The organism is Pseudomonas sp. RIT411 (assembly GCF_003057735.2).
In the GTDB taxonomy this organism is placed as follows: Bacteria; Pseudomonadota; Gammaproteobacteria; order Pseudomonadales; family Pseudomonadaceae; genus Chryseomonas; species Chryseomonas oryzihabitans.
Genome location: NZ_QBIZ02000005.1, coordinates 219,733 through 239,473, shown reverse-complemented (window position 1 = coordinate 239,473; position 19,741 = coordinate 219,733). Strand labels below are relative to the sequence as shown.

The following is a 19,741-nucleotide window of genomic DNA, read 5'->3' as shown; positions in this document are numbered from 1 at the left end:
CCACCGCAGGGATCACTTCGCCACCGGGGCCGCCGCCACGGGCGTGGCCTCTACCGTCTCGCGCCTGGCATAGCGCTGCGCCAGCACCGCGCAGACCATCAGCTGGATCTGATGGAACAGCATGATCGGCAGCAGCACCGGACCCATGGTGCTGCCGGCGAACAGCACCTTGGCCATGGGCACCCCCGTGGCCAGGCTCTTCTTGGAGCCGCAGAAGACCACGGTGATCTCGTCTTCCTTGCTCATGCCCAGCAGCCGGGCGCTGTAGCGCGTGGCGAGCAGGACCAGGGTCAGCAGGGTGGCGCAGATGAATACCAGGCCCACCAGCGACAGGATCGGCGTCTCGCGCCACAGGCCTTCGATGACCGCGGCGCTGAAGGCGGTGTAGACCACCAGCAGGATGGACCCCTGGTCGACGAACTTGAGCTTGCCCTTGTGGCGATCCACCCAGTGGCCGATCACCGGACGCAGCAGCTGGCCGGCGACGAAGGGCAGCAGCAGCTGGACGCAGATCTTGATGATGGCATCCAGGGTGCTCTGGCCGTCCGAGCCGCCGTGGGCGTCCAGCAGCAGCCGGACCAGCAGTGGGGTGAGGAAGATCCCGAGCAGGCTTGACAGGGACGCACTGCAGACCGCGGCCGAGACATTGCCGCGAGCCATGGAGACGAAGGCGATGGACGACTGCACCGTGGCCGGCAGGGCGCACATGAACAGCACGCCGAGATAGAGCTCCGGCGTCACCAGCGGAGCCAGCAGCGGTTGCAGCGCCCAGCCCAACAGCGGAAAGCTAACGAAGGTGAAGGCGAACACCAGGAGGTGCAGGCGCCAATGGGTGATGCCGGCCACCAGGGCCTGGCGCGACAGCTTGGCGCCGTGCAGGAAGAACAGCAGGCCGATGGCGATGTTGGTCACCACGTTGGCGATCTGGGCGGCGAGGCCCTGGCAGGGCAGCACGCTGGCCAGGATCACCGTGGCGACCAGCAGCAGCGTGAAATTGTCGGGCATCAGGCGGGGACGAGCCATGGTCTCTCTCGGGTTGTCTGCGGATAGCCCCAAGGCTATCGTCTCCTGACCTAGCCGACTAACGCGAAAAGCCCCAATGATGTCGTCAAACGGACAGTCTGCGGTCGAACGCCCCGTTCCCGAACTTGCGCACCTGCCGCGGCGCCTCTATGCCCGGGTGGAGTCCCTGGCCCAACCGGCCTGGACACCCTGGCACCGGCATCCCTGGGGCCAGCTGTCCTATGCCATCAAGGGGGTGCTCACGGTGACCACCGCCGAGGGCAGCTATGTGGCACCGCCGCAGCGGGCGGTGTGGATCGCTGCCGATGTCGAGCATCAGGTGCGCTCCTCGCCCAGGGCGGAGATGCGCAGCCTCTATGTCGGGGCCGAGGCGGCGCCCTATGTGGGCGAGCGGTGTCGGGTGGTGGCGGTGAGTCCGCTGATTCGCGAACTGATCAAGACCTTCAGCGGCTTCGCCCGGGAATATGACGAGGCGGGGCCCGAGGGAAGGCTGGTGTCGGTGATGCTGGATCAGCTGCAGGCGGCACCCGAGGTCGGACTGTCGCTGCCGGCGCCCCAGGATGGCCGGCTGCGCTTGCTGTGCGAGGCTCTGGCGGCCAATCCGTCGGACGATCGCACCCTGGCGCAGTGGTCCGGGGTGTTGGGCGCCTCGGAAAAGACCCTGAGCCGGGCGTTCCTGCGCGATACCGAGTTGACCTTCAGAACCTGGCGCCAGCGGTTGCGCCTGATCAGCGCCCTGGAACGCCTGGAACAGGGCGCTGCGGTGACGGAGGTGGCGCTGGATTGCGGCTACAACTCCCCATCGGCCTTCATCGCCGCCTTTCGCCGGCAATTCGGCGCGACGCCCGGGACCTTCGCCCTGGGCGTTTAGTCAGGCAGTGGCGCCGAGCAGGCTCAGGTAGTCGCCGAAACCGCCGCGGGCCCGGCAGTCCAGGCGCGAGCTGGTGCGCACCCGCACGCTGTTGCTCCAGGCGATACGCGCACCCTGGGTCTGGAGCGCGGTAACCAGGGTCACGTCCTCGTCCACCGTCATGGACGGAAAGCCGCCGGCCTGGAGATAGGCTGCCGTGGAGATGCCGAAGTTGGCGCCGTGAATGTGCTGATGGCCTTCGCGGTCGTGATAGGCCGCCTCGTAGCGAGCCCTGAGGCCGGGGGAATGCGGGGTCCAGTCGTCCACCTCCACCACGCCACAGACGGCATCGGCGCCATAGGCGAGCTGGGCGGCGAACCAGTCCGGCGCCACCTCTGAGTCGGCATCGGTGCAGGCCAGCCAGCGGGCGCCGAGCTGGATCAGGTGGGCGGCGCCGGTCGCCCGGGTCAGGCCGACGTTGCAGGCCCAGACTTCCAGGGCAGTGACCGGCAGCCGGCGAACGATGTCGGCGGTGCCGTCGGTGCAGCTGTCCAGCACGATGACGACCTCGACGGGTTCACCCAGCAAGGCCGGATGCCGCGCGGCGCGCAGGACCGATTGCAGGCAGCGTTCGACGTGTTGCTCTTCGTTATGGGCGGGTATCACGGCACCTATCATAGAAGCTGCTCCCGGCGGGCGACGGAGGTGGGGTCGGAAGACCAGAGGGTGAGGAGGAAATCGGATTCTTCAAGGTGGCTCAGGCGATGCAGGCCGGGCAGGGCGGCCATGCGCTCATGAACCTGGTCGCCGGTCAGGGCACAGCCTTCGATGGGATGGCGCCAGTGACAGCCGAGCAGTACCCCTCCGGGCAGCAGCGCGCTGTGGGCGCGATCCAAGAGGGCAGCCAGGCCGGGCTCGCCGAGGTAGTAGCCGATCTCGCTGATGACGATAAGATCGAAGGCGCCGGCCGGCCAGGCGTCCGGCAGCAGCAGGTGATGCACCTCGACATGAGCCTGATCGGCAAGGCGCTCGCGAGCGGTGGCGACCGCGGAGGCATTGCCGTCGCTGACCAGCAGCCGCTCGCAGCGCTCGGCCAGCCGCCGGGACAACTCACCGGTGGAGCAGCCAGGCTCGTAGCCGTGGCTGTAACGACGGTGCGGCAACATGGCCAGGGTCAGATCGCGCTTGCGCGCTTCGTACCAGCGATGGCGGTAGTCCCAGGGATCGTCGCTGCTGGCGTACAGCGATTCGAAATAGCTCATGGAGACGGTCACGTCAGATAGACCTCCCAGGCACGGGTGAGACGGGCCACTACCGCAGGCGGCAGGATGGGTCCCTGTCCCGTGCTCGTGTCCTCGGTCAGCTGGCTGCCGAAGGCGTTCACCGCGCGCTTCTTCAGCGCCAGGACGTCTTCTTCCAGATCCAGGCGCCGCGCCCGTTTCCAGGGCACGCGTGGATCGCCCGGGGCGGCCCAGTGCCAGGTCCAGACCGGCACCTCGATGCAGCGGGCCCCGCGCAGGCGGCAGGCTTCCACGGCGGCGCGGCCGGTCGCCTCATGATCGGGATGGCCATCCAGCCGCCAGGTGGCGAAGACCACGTCTTCCGGCGTAAGGATTTCCACCAGCTGCTGCTGCAGGGCGGCTTCCTGCTCGCTCACCTGGCCATCCGGTATCGCCAGGCGGGTCACGGTGGCGCGCTCCAGATGCAGGCGGCGCAGGGCTTCGCGGGTCTCCAGTGGACGGGTGTTGCGCAGGCGGGTGGCCGGCCAGAGGGTGGATTGCGGATGGCTGCCATCGCCGTCGGTGACCGCCACCAGTGCCAGACGACGCCCCAGCTCACCCAACTGGCAGAGCAGGCCGCCGCAGCCGAGGATCTCGTCGTCCGGGTGCGGGGCGACGACTACGGCGCGATGGCCGGGCGGGACCAGTTGCGAGGCCTCGATTGCCGGCATCTCGGCGAAGCCGGACCACTGCAGCCACGCCTCGGGCGCGGTGCCGGCTCCTTGAATCTGACGATCGCCTACAGTTGCCAAGGGGCACCCTCCAGCAGATTGAGGTCACCCAGCACCGCCAGGTCGCGTTCGGCGTGGCTCTGGCGCAGATAGACGGGGAGGTCCGCCATGTGGCGGGCGCAATAGGCGTCGCGGCACAGCGGCGCGGCGCCAAAGGCGCGGCCGGTATGGCGGATGACGATTTCGGCGCACTGCTCGACCAGGGCCCGCAGCTGGCAGACGGGATAACGGGCGTCCGCTTCGGGGTTGAGGTCCAGCCACTCGGCGGCCTGGCGCAGTGCAGTGGCGGCGCCGAGCAGGGCGGCGTCCACATGGCCCAGGTGAGCGAGGGCATGGGGTTCGCGATGACGCTTGCAGTGAGCGCGCAGGGTGTCGGCCAGGGCGGTGGCGGAACCATACCAGCAGGCGGCGATACCGCCGCCGCCATGCCAGAAGCCGGGACGCTGCAGGTAGCGACCGGGCGCCCCGACCAGCACGCCGGCGGCCCCGTCGAACAGCACGTCGACGCTACCCGTGTGCTGCATGCCGATGGCCCGCCAGCCGTCCTGGGTGACTTCGACGCCGGGTTGCTTCATTTCCACCGCCACCAGCATCGGATGATCGTCCATCCAGGCGGTGACCAGGGCGTGACTGACCAGGGAGGCGCCGGAGCACCAGGACTTCCGGCCGTGCAGGGTGACCACGCCGTCGGCGCTGTAGCGCACCAGCAGGCGGGCATCGGGCGGCTCGGCGGCCCAGACGCCCCAGAGGCTTTCGGGCGGCGCGTAGCCCTCCAGTTCGCTCAGGATGGCCAGGGCATCGGTGTGGCCTTCGTACAGCTTGACCAGGCCCAGGTCATGATGGGCGACCTGGGCCAGGGCGCGCCAACGGTCCAGGGTCTGACCCTGGCCGGGCAACGGCAGGCGGTCGAGACCGCGCTGGTTGAGAATCTGGAGTCGGTGTTGCAGCAGTGCGGGAGTGACCTCGTCATAGGCCCACTCGTCCAGGGTGTCCTGGAGGCTATCCAGATCGATCGACATCGGCTCCATCCCGTGGCTGGCGACGGCGCTGTCCACGACAGCGCTCGTTAGTGCAGACCACGGGCAGCGATAAGGGGTTTCGCTTAGGCGGTACGCTTGCCGACGGCAGGCGCATCGCTACGCTACGCCGAGCCGCTTGCGCCGCGCTGCGGTAAGGCTCTGGCGTATCTCGGCATACCCGGCCCAGGGGTCGTCCTTGAGCCCTTCGAGGCGTTCCAGTAGGGAGTCGAAGCGCCATTGGTCGCTGGCCTCCAGGGTCGCCAGCTCATCCCGGGCGATGGGTACCGAAACGCCGAGGTGGGGACGGGCGCGCAGGGAAAAGGCGCTGACTGTGGTGGCGCCATGGCGATTGCGCAGGTAGTCGACGAAGATCTTCCCCTGGCGATTCTGGGCGCCCATCTTGGCGGCGAAGAGCTTGGGCAGGGTGTTGGCCAGGTGCTGGGCCGCCGCCTGGGCGAAGGCCTTGACGGTGTCCCAGTCCTGGCGCCGATCCAGCGGCACCACCAGGTGCAGGCCGCGACCGCCGCTGGTCTTGACGAAGGCCTGCAGCTCCAGCTCGTCGAGCAGGGTCAGCACCAGCCCCGTCGCCTCCAGCATGCGCGACCAGGGCAGGGCGGGATCAGGGTCGAGATCGAGAATGAAGCGGTCGGGCCGGTCGATGCGGTCGGCGGTGGCGTTCCAGGTATGGAGTTCCACCGTGCCCATCTGGGCCGCGCCGATGAGGGCCTCGCGACTGTCGATGACCATCAGCGGCGCATGCCCCGGATCCAGTGTCGGATCGAGTTCGCGGATATGGGGGATCGCCAGGGTCTGCTTGTGCTTCTGGAAGATCTGCTCGCCGGCGATACCCTCGGGCGTCCGGACCAGGGCCACGGGTCGGTCGGCCAGATGCGGCAGGATCCAGTCGGCGACGGCGGCGTAATAGCCCGCGATGTCGAGCTTGCGTGCGCCGCTGGCCTCGTCGATGACCCGTTCGGGATGGCTGATGCGCACCCCGGCGACGGTGGCGTCCTGCTGCTTGCCCGCAGACGGGCGGCGTGCTGCGGACGGGCGCGGCGCCTCGGCCTCGCGGGCTGGTGTCGCCTCTTCCAGGCCGATGCCCTCGGCCGGCTTGTCGTCGCGCAGGCCGTGGAAGACACCCTGGCGGACGATGCGGTCCTGGGTCAGCTCGGCATAGGCGATCTCGCACAGCTGCTCGGGCCGCAGCCACGTCACTTCGCGATAGGCGGCGCCCTTGGGCGGATCCACCACCGGCGGCTGATCGACGATCAGCGGCTGGAAGCGGGCGTGCAGCTGCTTGAGCACGGCCGCGGTGAAGCCGGTACCGACCTTGCCGGCATAGTGCAGCTGGCCCTGGTCATCGTGCAGTGCCACCAGCAGCGCACCCAGGTGCTGGCGGCCGCCCTTGGGCGGGGTATAGCCGACGATGATGAATTCCTGACGGTGGGCGCACTTGAGCTTGATCCAGTCCTTGTTACGCCGCGAACGGTAGGGGCTACCCAGGCGCTTGCCGATGACCCCTTCGAGCCCGAGTTCGCAGGCACTGGCCAGGATGCGCTCGGCCGGCACCTCGAAGGCGGCGGAGAAGCGCAGCAGCTCGCTGTCGTTGCTCTCTTCCAGCAGCTTGCCGAGCAACTCGCGGCGTTGCTCGACCGGCACCTCGCGCAGGTCCGCGCCATTGAGATAGGGCAGGTCGAACAGGTAATAGGTGATGCGGGTCGCCTTGCCAGTCTCGAAGGCATTCTGCAGCGCCTGGAAGCTGGAGACGCCCTGGGCGTCGTTGACCACGATCTCGCCGTCCAGCCAGGCGTTTTCCAGGCCCAGCGCGGCCAGGGCCCTGGCCTGCTCTGGCAGGCGCTCGGTCCAGTCGTTGCCGCTGCGGGTGAAGAGGCGCACCTCGCCGCCCTCGATATGGGCGAGCAGCCGATAGCCGTCGTATTTCACCTCGTACAGCCAGTCGCCGGCCGGGGGACTGTCGACCAGGGTGGCCAGCTGGGCTTCCAGGATCTCGGGCAGCTTGGCCTTGCGCGCCTTGGCCGTGGGCTGGCGGGTCGGCGTTTTGGTCGCCTTGGCTTTGGCGGAGGTTTTGCCCTGGGCCTTGGACTGCGCCAGCCGAGGCAGGGTCTTGTCGCTCAGCACGCTGTCGGGTTCGGCAGCGGTCACCTCGTAGTCGGCGGTGTCGCGGGCCTGCTCGTCGCGCTCCTTGATCAAGAGCCACTGCGGCTTGTCGCTGTGGCCCTGCAGCCGGGTGCGCACCAGCGTCCAGTGACCGCGCAGCTTTTCACCCCTGAGTTCGAACTTGAGCTTGCCCGCGGCATAGCCTTCGGCGGCATCGCCATCCGCCTCCCACTCGCCACGATCCCAGACGATGACATCGCCGGCGCCGTACTGGCCTTCGGGAATGCTGCCTTCGAAGCTGCCGTAGGCGAGGGGGTGATCCTCCACCTGCACCGCCAGGCGCTTTTCGCCGGGATCGAGGCTGGGACCCTTGGGCACCGCCCAGCTCTTGAGGGTGCCATCCAGCTCCAGGCGGAAGTCATAGTGCAGGCGGCGCGCGTCGTGCTTCTGGATGACGAAGCTCAGGGCCCCCTTGGCCTCGCGCCGGCGGGAGCTGCCCTCGTCACGCGGCTCGGCGGTGATGTCGAAGTTGCGCTTGCGGTTGTATTCGCTGGTCGAGCTGGCCATGGCGGCGCTCCTCACTTGGCCTTGCGGGTGCGGCTGGCGGCAGGGCTACGCCGGGTGGTCGAACGGCCGGAGCTCTTGGACTTGGGCGCCTCCTTGGCCTTGTCCTTCTTGCCACCCAGGCTGCGGCGCAGCAATTCGGTGAGGTCGATGACGTCGGCGCCGCTGTCCTCGGCTTCGGGCTCCTCGGCGACGGCTTCGAGCTTGCCGTCCTTGAGCTTGCGCTCTACCAGCGCCATGACGTTGTCCTTGAAGGTGTCGTGGTACTGCTCCGGGTCCCATTGCTCGGTCATGTCGTCCACCAGGCGCTGGGCCATGTCCACTTCCTTCTTGCTGACCTTGGCGTCCAGCCCCTCGAGCCCGACGTCTTCTGCGGACCGCACTTCGTCGGCCCAGCGCAGGGTGTTGAGCACCAGGGCATCGCCCAGCGGCATGATCACCGCCAGGTGCTGCTTGGAGTGCATCACCAGGTTGGCCACGCCCACCTTGCCGGCGGCGCTCAAGGTGTCGCGAAGCAGGGCATAGACCTTTTCGCCGTTCTTGTCCGGCGCCAGGTAGTAGGGCTTCTCGAAGTGCAGGATGGAGATCTCCCGCGCCTCGACGAAGGTGAGGATAACGATGGTGCGGGTGGCCTCGGGCAGGGCATTGTGGATCTCGTCTTCGCTGAGCACCATGTACTTGCCCTTGCCGTGCTCGATGCCCTTGACGATGTGTTCGCTGGGGACCTCCTTGCCGGTAGTCTTGTTGATGCGCTTATAACCCACCGGGTCGAGGCTGCGTTCATCCAGCCAGTCGAAGTCGATGCCCGATTGCCGGGTCGCCGAGACGACCGACACGGGGATGTGTACCAGGCCGAAGCTGACGGCGCCTTTCCAGATCGAGCGGGGCATGGACGTTCTCCTCTTGGGCTGTCCCCTATGGATAGGCCGGCGATCCATCGGGTTCCGCCCTGGGGAACCCCGCTCCGCTGTTGGGTTCTACCCCCGGAACGACGATTTTGCCGTCGCAGGTGCAAGGTAGAGAGGAGCAGGGCGTGGACAGTGTCGATCAAGAAGTTTTGCGCATGACCCTGGCCTGGCGACGGGCAGGGCATGGCGTCAGCCTGTTCACCGTGGTCCAGACCTGGGGCAGCTCGCCGCGGCCGCCGGGCGCCATGCTGGCCCTGCGTGACGACGGCCAGGTATGCGGCTCCGTGTCGGGTGGCTGCATCGAGGACGACCTGATCGCCCGGCTATACGCTGGCCAGTTCGCTGGCGAGCGTCCGGAGGTCATCACCTATGGCGTCTCGGGTGACGAAGCCGCCCGCTTCGGACTGCCCTGCGGGGGCACCCTGCGCCTGGTCCAGGAGCAGGTCGGTGACTGGCGCTGGGTCGAGCAACTGCTGCAACGCTGTGACGACCACGAACTGGCCCTGCGCGAGCTGGACCTGGCCACCGGCGAGGTGCGGATCTCCGGCACCACCCGCGACGAGCCGGTCGTCCTGGACGAGCACTGCCTGCGCCTGGTACACGGACCGCGTTGGCGGCTGCTGCTGATCGGCGCCGGTCAACTGTCGCTCTATGTCGCCGACATGGCCGCCATGCTCGATTTCGAGGTGCTGGTCTGTGATCCCCGCGAGGAATTCCGCCAGGGCTGGGAGACGCGCCAGGCGCGTTTCATCCCGGGCATGCCGGACGATGCCGTGCTGGCGATCCGCCCGGACGAGCGCACCGCGGTGGTGGCCCTGACCCACGATCCGCGCCTGGATGACCTGGCGCTGCTGACGGCGCTGCAATCCGACGCCTTCTACGTTGGCGCCCTGGGTTCGCTGCGCAACAACGACCGCCGGCGGGAGCGGCTGCTGCAGCTGGAGGTGCCGGTGGCGGCGATCAATCGCCTGCACGGTCCCATCGGCCTGCACATCGGCAGCCATACGCCACCGGAGATCGCCCTGTCGCTGCTGGCGGAGGTGGTGGCGGTCAAGAACGGCATCGCCCTGACCCAGAAGAAGCGCGCCCTGGTGGCGGTGGAGCAGGTCGCCTAGGGATGCCCGGCGTTCAGGTGCTGATCCTCGCGGCGGGTGCCGGAAGCCGGTTCCGCGCCGCCGGCGGAGGCGACAAGCTGCAGGCCATCTTGCCCGGTCCGTCCGAGCTGACGGTGTTGCAGGCGACCTTTCGACTGTGGCGAGGCCTGGGTCTGCCGTGCCTGGCCGTGGTCTCGGACAGCGCCCCCTGGCGCGCCGCGCTGGCGCGGCAGGAAGGCCTGGCGGTACTCAGCCTGCCCACCACCGGCATGGGCGACAGCCTGGCCGCGGCCGTGCGAAGGACGCCCGAGGCGTCCGGCTGGCTGGTCGCCCTGGGCGACATGCCCTTCGTGCAGCCCGCCACGGCCCGCCAGCTGCTGGAGCTGCATCATCCCGAGCGCATCGTCGTCCCTACTTACCAGGGCCGGCGCGGCCATCCCGTGCTCTTTGGTCGGAATTTTGCCGCTGCGCTGGGCGAACTCACGGGCGACGAGGGAGCGAAACGGCTCCTGCGCGAGGGTTCGGTACTAGAGCGGGAGATCGCGGACGCCGGTATCCATCGCGACATCGACACGCCCGCCGACCTGGAAAATACCCGGCAACTGACCCGAGAACTTCCCCATTTCGCCGTTCTTCCAACGGAGGAGAACTGCTTTTGGGGACACGCACTCATGAACAAAATCGAGTCCATGCTGGACTATCTCAAGACACGCGAACTGCAACTCACCACGGCCGAATCCTGCACGGCCGGCAAGGTGGTGGGATTGTTGTCCGAGATACCCGGCAGCGGCAGCTGCATCGAATCCGGTTACGTCGTCTATTCGCCCGAGGCCAAGCAGCGCCTGCTGGGCGTCAGGCCGGAAACCATCGAGCGGCACAACCTCACCAGCGAGGAAGTGGCGCGGGAGATGGCTGCTGGCGCCCTGCGCGACAGTCCGGCCCAGGTGGCCATCGCCAATACCGGGCTGGCCGGACCGGGCGGGGCGGACGGCATTCCCCAGGGGACCGTCTGTTTTGCCTGGGGCTACCGCGTCGGTGACGACATCGTGCTCTATTCTGAAACCCAGCATTTTTCCGGCGACCGTGAGGCCGTGCAGCTGGCAGCGGCCCGGCACAGCCTCGGCGCCGTGGTGCCCTATCATCAACGTCTCGAACGCGAATCAGAGGAGAACGCCCGATGACCGAAGCCCTTCAGCGCGACATCATCCAGGCCCTGCAGGTACCCGAGCATTTCGATCCGGCCGAGGAAGCGGAGCGTCGCATCCGGTTTCTCAAGGACTATCTGCTGAACAGCCGCCAGGAAAGCTATGTGCTGGGCATCAGTGGCGGCGTGGATTCCTCCACGGCCGGTCGCCTGGCCCAGCTGGCGGTGGAGCGGGCGCGCGAGGAGAGCGGCAATGCGCGCCTGAGGTTCATCGCCATGCGCCTGCCCTATGGCGTGCAGCGTGACGAGGCGGATGCCCAGCGCGCCCTGCAATTCATCCAGCCCGACGAGACCCACACCGTCAACATCAAGCCAGCCAGCGACGCCATGCTCGCCTCGGTGCGCGAAGCCCGCGTGGCCTTCGATGACGAACTGCACGAGGATTTCACGCTGGGCAACATCAAGGCGCGCCAGCGCATGATCGCCCAGTACGCGGTGGCCGGCGCGCGCCGGAGTCTGGTGATAGGCACCGACCACGCGGCGGAAGCCCTGATGGGCTTCTATACCAAATTCGGCGATGGCGCCTGCGATCTCACGCCTCTGCATGGTCTCAACAAGCGGCGGGTGCGGGCGGTGGCCGAATGGCTGGGCGCCCCGAACGAACTGGTGCACAAGGTGCCGACCGCCGATCTGGAATCCCTGTCGCCCGGCAAGGCCGATGAAGATGCCTTTGGCATCACCTACGCCGAGATCGACGATTTTCTGGAAGGCAAGGCGGTGAGCCCGGCCACGCTGGAGATCATTCTCAATACCTACCGGCGTAGCGCCCACAAGCGCGATCTCCCCTATACGCCTTTTCGGTGAAATCATGGGGTTATAGATCGTAGCTCAAGTGGTTTATCGAATATTGGCTTGAGGGCGATCCTTAATCCGGCTTGCGCTTCGGTGCTCTTCAACAAGCACCGTAGCACTGGTCGCTAAGTTAGAAATAAATTCATTTATTGACTTTAAGTAACTGATATTTATGGGCTTTAGCTGGTTTTACGTGCCTGTCGTTCATTGCGGTTTGGCTGAACTTTTGCGCGTCGTCGGCGCTCAGACTCTTTCAGACACACCCGCGTGAGTGCTTCCGGTTGCAGTAGAGCCGCGGCTGTCTGGAGTGGCATCCCTAGGGGTGTCACTACGGGTTACCGACTCCCTTGAGGGGTTCGGCCAGCCGGGCCTCTTTGGCGGCAAGCCAAGCAGTAGCGGGTTCATGACCAAGGTCGCAGCGCTTGCGCGTTGCGACCTTTCACGCGTCCCAAGATGGAGTCAGGCTCGATGTCGAACACCGATCTCCCCGGTTCTTTTTCCACGCTTTCCCTCGATCCCGCTACCGCCGCCCAAACCCCGCGCATCGCCATAGAGTCGGTCACGCCGGCCGTAGACAATGGCCAGTTCGCCGCCAAGGGCATCGCCGGGCGCGTCGTCGAGGTGACCGCCAAGATCTTCGCCGATGGCCACGACAAGCTGGCGGCCAGCGTGCTCTGGCGTCGGGAGGGCGAGGAGAACTGGCAACAGGCTCCCTTGACCCTGGAAACCAACGATCTCTGGCGCGGCCGCTTCACTCCGCCCGCGGTGGGTCGCTACGAATTCGTGGTCCAGGCCTGGTGGGATGTCTGGGGCACCTATCGCTACGAAATCGAGAAGAAGTACGCCGCGGGTGTCGGGCTGAACCTGGAACTGCAGGAGGGCCGCATCCATGTGGAGCAAGCCCTGTCCCGCGCCGAAGGCGAGCAGCGCGGTCCCCTGGAGGCGCTGCTGCAGCGGCTGGACCAGGCCGGCAGCGAGGGCGACAAGGTCGCCGTGCTCCTGGCCGGCGAGGCCAGCCAGGCCATGGCGTCGGTGGATGCCTATGTCCACCTGACCCACAGCATCGAATACCCGCTGGACATTGAGCGCCTGCGCGCCGAATTCGCCAGCTGGTACGAGCTCTTTCCGCGCTCCATCACCGACGACCCCCAGCGTCACGGCACCTTCCGCAACGTGATCGGCGAGTTGCCGCGCGTGCGCGACATGGGCTTCGATGTGCTGTATTTCCCGCCGATCCATCCGATCGGCCTGGCTCACCGCAAGGGCAAGAACAACACCCTGGGGGCGGGCGCGGACCAGCCGGGTAGTCCCTATGCCATCGGCAGCCCGGATGGCGGCCATGACGCCGTGCATCCCGAGCTGGGTACCCTGGACGACTTCCGCGCCCTGGTGGCGGCCGCTGCCGACCATGGCCTGGAGATCGCCCTGGACTTCGCCATTCAGTGTTCGCCGGATCACCCCTGGCTCAAGGAGCATCCGGGCTGGTTCTCCTGGCGGCCGGACGGCTCGATGCGCTATGCGGAGAATCCGCCGAAGAAGTACCAGGACATCGTCAACGTCGATTTCTATGCCAAGGATGCCGTGCCGGATCTCTGGCTGGCGCTGCGCGACGTGGTCTGGCACTGGGTGGAGCAGGGCGTGAAGATCTTCCGCGTCGACAACCCCCACACCAAGCCGCTGCCCTTCTGGGAATGGCTGATCGCCGATATCCGCGGTCGTGACGCCGATGTCATGTTTCTCGCCGAGGCCTTTACCAAGCCGGCCATGATGGCGCGCCTGGGCAAGGTCGGTTATAGCCAGAGCTACACCTACTTCACCTGGCGCAACACCAAGGCCGAGCTGACTGAATACTTCACCCAGCTCAACGAAGCCCCGCTGCGTGACTGCTACCGGCCGAACTTCTTCGTCAACACGCCGGACATCAACCCGGGCTTCCTGCAGACCAGCGGCCGGCCCGGCTTCCTGATCCGCGCCGCCCTGGCCACCATGGGCTCCGGCCTGTGGGGCATGTACGCCGGCTTCGAACTCTGCGAGGGCGCGCCGCTCACGCCGGGCAAGGAGGAGTACCTGGATTCGGAGAAATACGAGCTGCGCCCGCGCGACTTCTACGCCCACGGCAACATCATGGGCGAGATCGCCCAGCTCAACCGCATCCGCCGGCAGAACCCGGCGTTGCAGACCCACCTGGGGCTGAAGATCTACAACTGCTGGAACGACCAGATCCTTTATTTCGGCAAGCGCACCGACGACCTGGGCAACTTCATCCTGATCGCCATCAACCTGGATCCCTTCAACGCCCAGGAAGGCCACTTCGAACTGCCGCTGTGGGAGCTGGGTCTCGACGACCACGCCACCACCTATGGCGAGGACCTCATGACCGGGCACCGCTGGGCCTGGCACGGCAAGACCCAGTGGACGCGCCTGGAGCCGTCGATGCCCTTCGGCATCTGGCGCATCCAGGCGGGCCACTAGCGCTACCTCGGGCGGCACGGGCCTGGCGGTGCGGACAGATCCGCACCGCCTGGCCCGGCCGTCATCACTGCCGGGCGGCAAGGACGACCGGTACACGCATTCGATTCAGACGCCCTGTTAAGGACCTGACGACATGGCAAAACCCAATAAAGCTCGTTCCCGCAAACCCGCTGCCTTCATCGACGATCCGCTCTGGTACAAGGACGCGGTCATCTATCAAGTGCACGTGAAGTCCTTCTTCGACTCCAACAACGATGGCATCGGCGACTTTCCCGGCCTGATCGAGAAGCTCGACTACATCGCCAGCCTGGGCGTCAACACCATCTGGCTGCTGCCGTTCTATCCCTCGCCGCGGCGCGACGACGGCTACGACATCGCCGAATACCGCGGCATCCACCCCGACTACGGCACCATGGCCGATGCCAAGAGGTTCATCGCCGAGGCCCATGCCCGTGGCCTGCGGGTGATCACCGAACTGGTCATCAACCACACCTCCGACCAGCACCCCTGGTTCCAGCGCGCCCGCCGCGCCAAGAAGGGTTCGGCGGCACGCAACTTCTACGTCTGGTCCGATGACGACCAGAAGTACGACGGCACCCGCATCATCTTCCTCGACACCGAGAAGTCCAACTGGACCTGGGACCCGGTCGCCGGCCAGTACTTCTGGCACCGCTTCTATTCGCACCAGCCCGACCTGAACTTCGACAATCCCCAGGTGATGAAGGCGGTGATCTCCATCATGAGGTACTGGCTGGACATGGGTGTCGACGGCCTGCGTCTGGACGCCATCCCCTACCTGGTGGAACGCGACGGCACCAACAACGAGAACCTGCCCGAGACCCACGCGGTACTCAAGGAAATCCGCGCCGAGATCGACGCCAACTATCCCGATCGCATGCTGCTGGCCGAGGCCAATCAGTGGCCGGAAGACACCCAGCTGTACTTCGGCGATGGCGACGAATGCCACATGGCCTTCCACTTCCCGCTGATGCCGCGGATGTACATGGCCATCGCCCAGGAAGACCGCTTCCCCATCACCGACATCCTGCGCCAGACCCCGGAGATCCCGGCCAACTGCCAGTGGTCGATCTTTCTGCGCAACCACGACGAACTGACCCTGGAGATGGTGACCGACCGCGAGCGGGACTATCTGTGGAACTACTACGCCTCCGATCGCCGCGCGCGCATCAACCTCGGCATCCGGCGCCGTCTGGCGCCCCTGCTGGAGCGCGACCGTCGGCGTATCGAGCTGCTCAACAGCCTGCTGCTGTCGATGCCCGGCACCCCGACGATGTACTACGGCGACGAAATCGGCATGGGTGACAACATCCACCTGGGCGACCGCGACGGCGTGCGTACCCCGATGCAGTGGTCGGTCGACCGCAACGGCGGTTTCTCCCGCGCCGACCCAGCCAGCCTGGTGCTGCCATCGATCATGGATCCGCTCTATGGCTACCAGGCGATCAACGTCGAGGCCCAGTCCCGCGATCCCCATTCGCTGCTCAACTGGACGCGGCGCATGCTGGCCGTGCGCAAGCAGCAGAAGGCCTTCGGTCGCGGCACCCTGAAGATGCTGTCGCCCACAAACAGACGCATCCTGGCCTACCTGCGCGACTTCACCAACGCCCAGGGCGAACACGAGACCATTCTCTGCGTAGCCAACGTCTCCCGCGCCGCCCAGGCGGTGGAACTGGACCTGTCCAGCTTCGCCGGTCAGGTGCCGGTGGAAATGATCGGCGGCAGCGCCTTCCCGCCCATCGGCCAGCTGCCCTACATGCTGACCCTGCCGCCCTATGGCTTCTACTGGTTCTACCTGGCCGGCAACGAGCAGATGCCTGCCTGGCACACCGAGCCGCCGGCGCCGATGCCCGACTACCAGACGGTGGTCATCAAGCGGCACCTGCAGGAATTGCTGGAGGGCGAGCCGCGCCGCATCTTCGAAGAGGTGCTGCCGGTCTATCTGCCCAAGCGGCGCTGGTTCGGTTCCAAGGACGAAGCCATCACCAGCGTGCGCCTGGACTATGCGGCCCAGATCAACACGCCCAAGCTGCCGGTGATGTTCAGCGAGGTGGTGGTGACCAATGCCAAGGGCGAAGAGCGCTATGCGCTGCCCCTGGGCTTCCTCGCCGAAGAGGACCAGCACTGCAGTCCGCTGGCCACCCAGCTGGCCCTGTCGCGCATCCGCCACGTGCGGCGCGTGGGCCTGGTGACCGATGCCTTCGCCCTGACCAGCTTCGTCCATGGCGTGTTTGACGCCTTCCGCAAGGGCGCCAAGATCGCTTCGCCGTCCGGCGAGCTGAGCTTCGAGGTCTATGACCAGCCCGAGGACTTCGCGCTGGATCCGGACATCGAGATCAAGCACCTGGGTGTCGAGCAGTCCAACAGCTCGCTGATCGTCGGCGACCACCTGATGCTCAAGCTGATCCGCAAGGTGGCGCCGGGCATCCATCCGGAAGTGGAGATGGGGCGCTACCTGGCCCAGGCCGGCTTCGCCAACATCGCCGCGACCCATGCCGTAGCCCAGCGCATCGCGCCGGATGGCACCCCGCACGTGCTGATGCTGGTGCAGCAGCACATCCACAACCAGGGCGATGCCTGGACCTGGAGTCTGGACGGTCTGGATCGCGTCACCCGCGATCTGCTCAGCGGCGGCATCTCCGACGTGGAGAACGAGTTCACCGCCATGGGCGATCTGGCGGCCTTCGCCGGCGTGCTGGGCAAGCGCCTGGGCGAGATGCACCTGGTGCTGGCGCAGCCCACCGAAGACGCGGCCTTCGCGCCGGAAACCGTGGATGCCCAGGCGGCCAAGGAGCTGGCGCACCGCGTTCGCGTCCAGGTGGACGGTGCTCTGGACACCCTGCAGGGCATGAGCGACAAGCTCGATGCCACCGGCAAGGAGCTGCTGCAGGGTCTGGTCGGCAAGCGCGAAGCCCTGGCCAAGCGCATCGAGGCCCTGGCCGCGGATGTCGAAGGCGGTCTGCGCATCCGCGTCCATGGCGATCTGCACCTGGGTCAGGTGCTGGTGGCCCAGGACGACGCCATCCTCATCGACTTCGAAGGCGAGCCGGCGCGGTCGCTGGAAGAGCGGCGCGGCAAGTACGGTCCGCACAAGGATGTCGCCGGGGTGCTGCGCTCCTTCGACTACGCGGCGGCCATGGTCACCCAGTCGAGCAACGCCGGCGCCGATACCTCGGAAGAGCATCTGCAGCTGCGTGCCAAGGCGGCGGAGACCTATCGCAATGCCTCCTACGCGGCCTTCCTGGAAGGCTATCGCGCTGCGGCGGCCGGTATCGGTCACCAGTGGGGCGAGCGCGGCGAGCAGGCGGCGCTGGATCTCTACAGCCTGGAGAAGGCGGTGTATGAGATAGGCTACGAGGCTGCCAACCGACCCACCTGGATCAACATCCCGCTACGTGGCGTCGCTGCCATCGTCGAGACCCTCTTGTCCGGAGCCCGCGCATGACCGATCACAACACCGCTCCCGTCGCTCCCCTGGACGACGCCCGGCTTTCGGCTGCCGAAGCCGAGTCGCTGGCCCGCGGCGAGCACGGCAATCCCTTCGCCGTGCTCGGTCCCCATCCCGATGGCGAGGGCGTGATCGTCCGCGCCTTCCTGCCCAACGCCCTGGGCGTGGAACTGGTCGATCGCGTCAGCGGTCGGCCCCTGGCCCAGATGCAGCCGGGGCGGGTGCCCGGGCTGTTCGTCGCGCGGCTGGAATACGCCGCGCCCTACAAGCTGGTCATCCGCTGGCCCAGCGGCGTGCAGGAAACCGAGGATCCCTATTCCTTCGGTCTGCTGCTGGGGGAGACCGACCTGTATCTGTTCAACGAAGGCCGCCACCGCAACCTCGGCGAGACCTTTGGCGCCCAGCGCTGCCAAGTCGACGGCGTGGAGGGCGTGCGCTTCGCGGTCTGGGCCCCCAATGCCCGCCGCGTCTCGGTGGTCGGCGACTTCAACAGCTGGGACGGCCGCCGGCTGCCCATGCGCCTGCGCGCCAACAGCGGCGTCTGGGAGCTGTTCGTGCCGCGCCTGCCGGTCGGTACTTCCTACAAGTACGAGATCCTCGGCCAGCACGGCGTACTGCCGCTCAAGGCCGATCCCATCGCCCTGGCCGCGGAATTGCCGCCGCGCACTGCCTCGGTGGTGGCCGACAACAAGCCCTTCACCTGGCACGACCAGGACTGGATGGCCCGCCGCCGCGAACTGCAGGGTGTGGAAGCGCCGATCTCGGTCTATGAACTGCATGCCGGGTCCTGGCGCCGCGAAGGCGGTGACGAGGGGCGCCAGTACAACTGGCGGGAACTGGCCGAGCGCCTGATTCCCTATGTCCGCGAGATGGGCTTCACCCATATCGAGCTGTTGCCGATCATGGAACACCCCTTCAGCGGTTCCTGGGGCTACCAGCCGCTCGGCCAGTTCGCGCCCACCTCGCGCTTCGGTACCCCGGCGGATTTCGCCGCCTTCGTCGACGCCTGCCACCAGGCCGACATCGGTGTCATCCTCGACTGGGTGCCGGCGCATTTCCCCACCGACGAACACGGCCTGGCTCGCTTCGACGGCACCGCCCTGTACGAATACGAGCATCCCTTCGAAGGCTTCCACCAGGACTGGAACACCTACATCTACAACCTGGGGCGCCATGAGGTGCACGGCTTCATGCTGGCCTCGGCCATGCACTGGCTCAAGCACTTCCACATCGACGGCCTGCGGGTGGATGCCGTGGCTTCCATGCTCTACCGCGACTATTCGCGCAAGCACGGCGAGTGGATCCCCAACATCCATGGCGGTCGCGAGAACCTGGAAACCATCGCCTTCCTGCGTCACCTCAACGAGGTGGTCCACGAAGAGGCGCCGGGTGCGCTGGTGATCGCCGAGGAATCCACGTCCTGGCCGGGTGTGAGCGCACCGGTCAGTGAAGGCGGCCTGGGCTTCGACTTCAAGTGGAACATGGGCTGGATGAACGACACCCTCCACTATGTGGAAGAGGATCCGGTCTATCGCCAGTACCATCACCATCAGATGACCTTTGGCCTGGTGTACGCCTGGTCCGAGCGCTTCATGCTGCCCATCTCCCACGACGAGGTGGTGCACGGCAAGGGCTCGATGATCGAAAAGATGCCGGGGGACGTCTGGCAGAAGTTCGCCAATCTGCGCACCTATCTGAGCTTCATGTGGACCCACCCGGGCAAGAAGCTGCTGTTCATGGGCTGCGAGTTCGGCCAGTGGCGCGAGTGGAGTCATGACCGCGAGCTGGACTGGTTCCTCCTGGAACACGGCACCCACCGCGGTGTGCAGCAATTGCTGGCCGACCTCAACCAGCTCTATCGCCATGAGCCGGCACTGCACGAGCGCGACCACCTGCCCGAGGGTTTTGACTGGGTGGTCGGCGACGACAATGGCAACAGCGTCTTCGCCTGGCTGCGCAAGGATGCCCAGCAGCGGCCCTTGCTGGTGATCGCCAACTTCACGCCGGTACCGCGGCATGACTACCGGGTGGGCGTGCCGTCGCTGGGCCATTGGCAGGAGATCTTCAACAGCGACGCCGAGCGCTACGGTGGTTCCAACCTGGGCAACGGCGGCGGGGTGAACGCCGAGGAGATCGGCGCCCATGGTCAGCCGGCCTCGCTGAATCTGCAGTTGCCACCCCTCGGTGTGCTGGTGTTCAAGCCGCAGGGCTGATCCGGGA

14 protein-coding genes and 1 pseudogene are annotated in these 19,741 nt (G+C 66.7%); 8 read left to right on the top strand and 7 right to left on the bottom strand.

Annotated features, from left to right (window positions below; all coding sequences use genetic code 11):
- Positions 1-12: 12 nt before the first annotated feature.
- Complete coding sequence (locus DBY63_RS10020; protein WP_108581816.1) at positions 13-1,023, bottom strand: bile acid:sodium symporter family protein; 1,011 nt, start codon at positions 1,021-1,023, stop codon at positions 13-15.
- A gap of 76 nt (positions 1,024-1,099) precedes the next feature.
- On the opposite strand from DBY63_RS10020, the gene DBY63_RS10015 reads away from it, so the two are divergent.
- Positions 1,100-1,894 carry a helix-turn-helix transcriptional regulator gene (locus DBY63_RS10015; protein WP_108581815.1) on the top strand — a complete coding sequence of 265 codons (795 nt, stop codon included), beginning with the start codon at positions 1,100-1,102 and terminating at the stop codon, positions 1,892-1,894.
- On the opposite strand, the gene DBY63_RS10010 is transcribed toward DBY63_RS10015, so the two are convergent.
- From DBY63_RS10010 to DBY63_RS09985, 6 genes are all read right to left on the bottom strand, one after another.
- On the bottom strand, positions 1,895-2,551 hold the full coding sequence (locus tag DBY63_RS10010) for a glycosyltransferase (protein ID WP_027599219.1): 657 nt from the start codon (positions 2,549-2,551) through the stop codon (positions 1,895-1,897).
- Positions 2,548-3,135 carry a class I SAM-dependent methyltransferase gene (locus DBY63_RS10005; RefSeq protein WP_108581876.1) on the bottom strand — a complete coding sequence of 196 codons (588 nt, stop codon included), beginning with the start codon at positions 3,133-3,135 and terminating at the stop codon, positions 2,548-2,550. The genes DBY63_RS10010 and DBY63_RS10005 overlap by 4 nt, the downstream gene beginning before the upstream one ends.
- A gap of 8 nt (positions 3,136-3,143) precedes the next feature.
- Positions 3,144-3,905: a PIG-L family deacetylase gene (locus DBY63_RS10000; RefSeq protein WP_256594374.1), complete on the bottom strand. Its 762-nt coding sequence runs from the start codon at positions 3,903-3,905 to the stop codon at positions 3,144-3,146.
- Positions 3,893-4,939, bottom strand: a complete 1,047-nt coding sequence (locus DBY63_RS09995) for an acyl-CoA dehydrogenase family protein (protein WP_007161833.1) — start codon at positions 4,937-4,939, stop codon at positions 3,893-3,895. The genes DBY63_RS10000 and DBY63_RS09995 overlap by 13 nt, the downstream gene beginning before the upstream one ends.
- An 81-nt stretch (positions 4,940-5,020) precedes the next feature.
- Positions 5,021-7,588: a DNA ligase D gene (gene ligD, locus DBY63_RS09990; RefSeq protein WP_108581813.1), complete on the bottom strand. Its 2,568-nt coding sequence runs from the start codon at positions 7,586-7,588 to the stop codon at positions 5,021-5,023.
- Positions 7,589-7,599: 11 nt separating this feature from the next.
- Positions 7,600-8,475 (bottom strand): Ku protein, encoded by an 876-nt coding sequence (locus tag DBY63_RS09985; RefSeq protein WP_108581812.1) that lies wholly within the window; start codon positions 8,473-8,475, stop codon positions 7,600-7,602.
- A 143-nt stretch (positions 8,476-8,618) separates the two neighbouring features.
- On the opposite strand from DBY63_RS09985, the gene DBY63_RS09980 reads away from it, so the two are divergent.
- The 7 genes and pseudogenes from DBY63_RS09980 to glgB all read left to right on the top strand — a co-directional run bounded on the left by DBY63_RS09980 (position 8,619) and on the right by glgB (position 19,734).
- On the top strand, positions 8,619-9,608 hold the full coding sequence (locus tag DBY63_RS09980) for an XdhC family protein (protein WP_074583618.1): 990 nt from the start codon (positions 8,619-8,621) through the stop codon (positions 9,606-9,608).
- Between the two features lie 2 nt (positions 9,609-9,610).
- Positions 9,611-10,093: pseudogene (locus DBY63_RS25205) on the top strand (nucleotidyltransferase family protein); the annotation flags it as partial.
- Positions 10,094-10,258: 165 nt separating this feature from the next.
- Entirely contained in the window at positions 10,259-10,768 is a 510-nt protein-coding gene (locus DBY63_RS25200; RefSeq protein ID WP_027599226.1) for a CinA family protein, read from the top strand.
- On the top strand, positions 10,765-11,595 hold the full coding sequence (gene nadE, locus DBY63_RS09970) for an ammonia-dependent NAD(+) synthetase (protein ID WP_108581811.1): 831 nt from the start codon (positions 10,765-10,767) through the stop codon (positions 11,593-11,595). Before DBY63_RS25200 ends, nadE begins: the two co-directional genes overlap by 4 nt.
- A 456-nt stretch (positions 11,596-12,051) precedes the next feature.
- Positions 12,052-14,055 (top strand): alpha-1,4-glucan--maltose-1-phosphate maltosyltransferase, encoded by a 2,004-nt coding sequence (locus DBY63_RS09965; protein ID WP_108581810.1) that lies wholly within the window; start codon positions 12,052-12,054, stop codon positions 14,053-14,055.
- A 133-nt stretch (positions 14,056-14,188) separates the two neighbouring features.
- Entirely contained in the window at positions 14,189-17,518 is a 3,330-nt protein-coding gene (gene treS / locus DBY63_RS09960) for a maltose alpha-D-glucosyltransferase (RefSeq protein ID WP_007161826.1), read from the top strand.
- Positions 17,515-19,734: a 1,4-alpha-glucan branching protein GlgB gene (glgB, locus tag DBY63_RS09955; RefSeq protein WP_042134341.1), complete on the top strand. Its 2,220-nt coding sequence runs from the start codon at positions 17,515-17,517 to the stop codon at positions 19,732-19,734. The genes treS and glgB overlap by 4 nt, the downstream gene beginning before the upstream one ends.
- The last annotated feature ends 7 nt before the right edge of the window (positions 19,735-19,741 follow it).

What these genes read in the sequence shown, in the direction of transcription:
- DBY63_RS10020 (WP_108581816.1), bottom strand. Translation starts at nt 1,023, where the DNA reads ATGGCTCGTCCCCGCCTGATGCCCGACAATTTCACGCTGCTGCTGGTC.
- DBY63_RS10015 (WP_108581815.1), top strand. Translation starts at nt 1,100, where the DNA reads ATGATGTCGTCAAACGGACAGTCTGCGGTCGAACGCCCCGTTCCCGAA.
- DBY63_RS10010 (WP_027599219.1), bottom strand. Translation starts at nt 2,551, where the DNA reads ATGATAGGTGCCGTGATACCCGCCCATAACGAAGAGCAACACGTCGAA.
- DBY63_RS10005 (WP_108581876.1), bottom strand. Translation starts at nt 3,135, where the DNA reads ATGAGCTATTTCGAATCGCTGTACGCCAGCAGCGACGATCCCTGGGAC.
- ligD (WP_108581813.1), bottom strand. Translation starts at nt 7,588, where the DNA reads ATGGCCAGCTCGACCAGCGAATACAACCGCAAGCGCAACTTCGACATC.
- DBY63_RS09985 (WP_108581812.1), bottom strand. Translation starts at nt 8,475, where the DNA reads ATGCCCCGCTCGATCTGGAAAGGCGCCGTCAGCTTCGGCCTGGTACAC.
- DBY63_RS25200 (WP_027599226.1), top strand. Translation starts at nt 10,259, where the DNA reads ATGAACAAAATCGAGTCCATGCTGGACTATCTCAAGACACGCGAACTG.
- nadE (WP_108581811.1), top strand. Translation starts at nt 10,765, where the DNA reads ATGACCGAAGCCCTTCAGCGCGACATCATCCAGGCCCTGCAGGTACCC.
- DBY63_RS09965 (WP_108581810.1), top strand. Translation starts at nt 12,052, where the DNA reads ATGTCGAACACCGATCTCCCCGGTTCTTTTTCCACGCTTTCCCTCGAT.
- treS (WP_007161826.1), top strand. Translation starts at nt 14,189, where the DNA reads ATGGCAAAACCCAATAAAGCTCGTTCCCGCAAACCCGCTGCCTTCATC.
- glgB (WP_042134341.1), top strand. Translation starts at nt 17,515, where the DNA reads ATGACCGATCACAACACCGCTCCCGTCGCTCCCCTGGACGACGCCCGG.